This window comes from Mesorhizobium sp. M2A.F.Ca.ET.037.01.1.1 (assembly GCF_003998075.1).
Classification (GTDB): domain Bacteria; phylum Pseudomonadota; class Alphaproteobacteria; order Rhizobiales; family Rhizobiaceae; genus Mesorhizobium.
Map to the genome: position 1 here is coordinate 1 of NZ_RZSA01000570.1, position 4,404 is coordinate 4,404.

General features: G+C 59.5%; 2 protein-coding genes and 2 pseudogenes. 1 reads left to right on the forward strand and 3 read right to left on the reverse strand.

Annotated elements, in window-relative coordinates:
* The 3 genes and pseudogenes from EOA27_RS24385 to EOA27_RS24400 all read right to left on the reverse strand — a co-directional run.
* Nucleotides 1-236 (reverse strand): NAD-dependent epimerase/dehydratase family protein (locus tag EOA27_RS24385; RefSeq protein ID WP_127257453.1); only part of this gene is annotated, 236 nt, incomplete at its 3' end.
* Nucleotides 237-480: 244 nt separating this feature from the next.
* Entirely contained in the window at nt 481-1,341 is an 861-nt protein-coding gene (locus tag EOA27_RS24390; protein WP_126079515.1) for an SIR2 family protein, read from the reverse strand.
* 1,061 nt (nt 1,342-2,402) lie between these two features.
* Nucleotides 2,403-2,963: pseudogene (locus EOA27_RS24400) on the reverse strand (NADH-quinone oxidoreductase subunit D); the annotation flags it as partial.
* A gap of 8 nt (nt 2,964-2,971) precedes the next feature.
* Between EOA27_RS24400 and EOA27_RS24405 the strand changes: the two are divergent.
* Nucleotides 2,972-3,706: pseudogene (locus EOA27_RS24405) on the forward strand (MBL fold metallo-hydrolase); the annotation flags it as partial.
* Nucleotides 3,707-4,404 lie beyond the last annotated feature (698 nt).

The following is a 4,404-nucleotide window of genomic DNA, read 5'->3' on the forward strand; positions in this document are numbered from 1 at the left end:
GCACTGTCCTGAAGCACGCCCGCGCAGTTCACGACAGCGTCGACCCCACGAAGGTGGGGGAGCCAGTCTTCCGCCTCCAATGCCCTCGCCATATCGATGACGACGCTCCGCCCCTGAAAAAGGCCATTTGGTGTGCGGCCACGGACAGCCCGGACGACTTCGTGCCCCTCCGCCGCAAGGCGCGCGCACAATGTCGAGCCAATCAGACCTGAAGCGCCAGTGATCAGAACGATCATCCTTGCTTGATCCATCGCGCTCTCTCCCGTCTCGACCACGTCGCATTCTCCCGGATCTCAGGCGGCGCGGCGATCGCCACTTCGCGAACCGCACTTTCTCAATCCTTCAACTTCGCCTTTCCAACCTGGGGCCTGTCCGTACGCAAAAGCAATCAGAACGTAGGGTTTCGTACGCTGAACCAGCGCACCCGAACTTGCGAACGCGACAAGCTGTTCCACTCGGCGGGTGGCCACTGCGAACCGGTCAGGGTAGTTCGCCTCCTGACTCCAGCGTCGGTGGGTCGCTTGGGTTCGCCTCGACGAGGGCAGCAAGGCGAGAGAGGAAACCGAGTAGCCCTTTTTCAGGATCATCGTCGTCGCCCGTGACCACTGTGATGCCCCAACGCGCCAGCACCGCCTCCTCGACCGGATCACGGTGCGCCATGAAAATGAAGGAGGGAGGCCGATCCGCCTCGTAGCCCGATCGGCTCCAAGTTTGCCAGAGCCGGTGCAGGAGCAACCGGATGTTCAGGTCGGAAAGGCTGTAGCCAAAGAACAAGACCGTGCTGCCCAAGGGGTCCGAACGGAACCTCACGTCGAGCGGCGAGTCGAATGACAGCCGGTCGAGGTAGTCAGTCTCTGTGAGAACCAGGGAGGAATCGTCATCGAAGTCGCCGTGGAATTTCACAATGTAGGGGACATCCCTGCGCGCCTTCGACACGTCCCGCGCATTGGCCACTTTGACGTATTCGACGCCATGTATCTCAAAGGCAACTTCGAGGTTCCGATCGTAGTTCGTGGTATAGATCACCGGGAAGTTCAGCGCGACGATGAGACGGTGCAATTCGGATTTTTCGATCTTGTCGCGGCTAACGGTCCAGTGCCGGTCCATCCAACTGCGAAGCGGTCCGATGCTGCCATGCTTGATGCGGTAATACTCGGCAAGGGTCTGAAAGCGATCACGCTGCCTGCCAAGGTCCACCTCAAGGCCAAGCTCATCCGCCATTCGCTGGATCAGTTCCTCCCAGGAAGGCAGTCCGACACTCATGGAGACGCCCGCCCCGACGAACAGGACGGCGTCCCGTTCTCGAACGGATTTTGCGAGCGGCACAAGAGGATCGCTCATTGCAGACCGAGGAGAGACGAGCGCTGCCCATCACCGAATCGGTGGCCGCCGCAGCAGCGGCGTCGACACCCTGCGCATGCTCCGCAATCATGTCCTGCCATCATCCCTCTTCTCGTTCGATACAAGTTTATCTGCCAAGCGGCCACGCGAGAGCTTCCCCCGACGCCGCTCATCGCTTGTTCCGGTGCTGTAATTGGCGATCGGCGGTAATGCGCTTTATCATCCTAGCTCTCGGAGCTTCCGAGCTTCATTGACGAGCACGGCAAGGTTGTCCCCATGCCTTTGAATCAGGTCCCGCGCCTGTTGCTCTGTGATGCCGTTCACTGCGGCGAAATAGGCGAGTTGGTCTACATCGCTTGTCGAAATGCGATTTGCATGTCGGACATCGTTGTCAGCGCTGTCACTTCCGAAATTAAATATATTCATACGGGGGCGCATGACGTCCTCGCATAGGCTTGGCGTCCAGGGCTGCTAGAGAATCGGGCTGCACACACAACAAACATGATCCCGGTTCGCCATCTGGGCTTGGGCCGCGAAATTCTGTTTGTTTGCCGCAAGCTCATAGCTGGCAGCTCTCCACTGCAACGCGACCGAACAACGGCCGAGAGACATTGTTCCAGTCGACGATCTTGTTTGATTGCCCGGCCTTGCCGAAACAGGCCCGCGAGCTTGTTAAGAGCCGGTCAGTCCACTTCGGAAGCACGCATACGCCGAAACTTGCCAAGCCATGGCGCCAATTGGCATCGCCTGGCTTACCTAATGAAGCCCAGAACACTCGTGAGCGCTTCACTCAATTGAGATGTCGCAACATGGATCCTGTGCAGCCATCTAACGCTAATTCTGGCGGGGCGGGTTGCTTTCTCCGCAATCGCAGCCTGGAGTGTTAGGACAACTAGATCGTCGACGGCCGCTTCCGAACCCCCTCGGTATAGAGCAGCCTGTTTGGGCAAGGAGCCAAGCAAACGAACAACGTTCAAGCGGGAATTTCACAGGGTGCCATGCTGGTGATCTTACCAGCTCAGGGAGAGGCCGCGATTGGCCTCGCCCTGTCGGACTGGAGACTATCTATCGACATCTCCCAGCACGATATCGATAGATCCCAGGACAGCCGTAACGTCGGCAAGCAAGTGACCGCGGCACAGCAGATCCATCGCCTGCAGGTGCGCGAAGCTCGGCGCTCGCAGCTTGCAGCGGTAAGGCTTGTTGGTGCCGTCCGCCACCAGATAGACCCCGAACTCGCCTTTGAGTGCTTCGACCGCTGCATAGACCTCCCCCGCGGGCACGCGAAAACCTTCCGTGTAGAGTTTGAAATGATGGATCAGCGCTTCCATCGAACGCTTCATCGCAGCACGCTTGGGCGGCACGATCTTTCGGTCCGGATTGGAGATGGGGCCAGGCCCCTCCTTCACCAGCAGTTCGATACACTGGCGCATTATTTTCGCCGACTGGCGCATCTCTTCCATGCGCACGAGATACCGGTCGTAGCAGTCGCCGTTCTTGCCCACCGGAATGTCGAAGTTCATTTCGGAGTAGCATTCATAAGGTTGTGCTTTGCGCAAATCCCACGCTGCGCCCGAGCCGCGCACCATCACGCCTGAGAAGCCCCATCCCCAGGCATCCTTTTCAGAGAAATACGGGATTGCCAACGTCGAGGAGCAGCATCGTCAGCGTTGCGCAGTCACGTTTCGGCCCAGACGCCCGGCCGTCTGCCATCATTCTGACGCATGGCCATTTCGATCATGTCGGCACCGTGCTGGAATTGGCCAAGATGTGGGACGTGCCGGTCTATGCCCACCCGGATGAGCATCCGTACCTCGACGGGACCGCATCTTATCCTCCACCCGATCCTTGGGTTGGTGGCGGCCTGATGGCGTTGCTTTCGCCACTTTTCCCGTGTGGCCCGATCGATCTCGATACCCGGCTTAGACCCTTGCCTGAGGATGCGTCGGTGCCAGGCATGCCGGGTTGGCAGTGGCTGCACACGCCCGGGCACGCCCCAGGTCACATCTCACTGTGGCGCGAAGCCGACCGTGCACTGATTGCCGGCGACGCCTTCATAACAACAGGCCAGGAATCGGCCTACGAAGTCGCCGTGCAGCAGCTCGAAATGCACGGCCCGCCACGCTATTTCACGCCCGACTGGGAAGCCGCCGAGGGCTCGGTCCGCGAACTGGCCGCTTTGAAACCGGAACTGGTGATCAGTGGCCATGGAGCCGCGGCGGCTGGCGCGGGAATGCGCCAGGGTCTCGATCGGCTCGCGGAGCGGTTCGACCAGTTCGCGGTGCCCGCAGGTTCGAAATATGTCCGCAAGCCAGCGACGGTTAGAAACGGCCGCGCCTACCAGATGCCGCACAGGACTGGCTGACAAAACCAGCATTGATACTCAGGGTTGCCCTCCAAAAGCCCGAACACAGCCGAGGAACCTTTCAGAGACCGCCGGTTTCTGCGCATCTCAGGGATCAGGTTTGCCGGAATACCATGCAGCGTAGCAAGCGCTCGGAACAGGTTGCAAGCGTTGTGAGACAGCAATTCACAAACGAAATAATGCGGCGCCACTTGCGCGCGCTCCCGGTTTTTCGCTCGGAGGGATGGCTACCCGACCACTTGCGTACAATCATGGATCGGCTCAAGGCAAGCGAGATGAAGAACCCTAGACGCTGATCATTCGCTTTCCTTGCGAATTGAAGTAGCGGACCTTGGCCCTCCACCCCGTTCAGACCTTGAAACTTGACCAGGCCAAGCAGCCGCCGACCAACGGCGATGTGCTGACGACAAGGGCACCGTTGGCATGCAGACTGAAGAGTCCTCCCCATGAGACCGGCCCAACGACCCATATAGATCCGTCAGAGCTGTTCCATCTTGTGCTCGTACCCGCTCTGAGAATCGCCTGCATCATGGAAGCCGGGTTCATCCCCTTCTGGAATACTACTATCACTTCGGAGTTCCGAGTGAAGCTTGGTCCCACCGCTGCCGCCAGCCCTGACAGTAAGACAATGCTCATCAGGGCGGCGCCCATGCCTCCACTGGCTGCTCCGCTCCGGCTCGGGAACGCCCAGGCGAGCA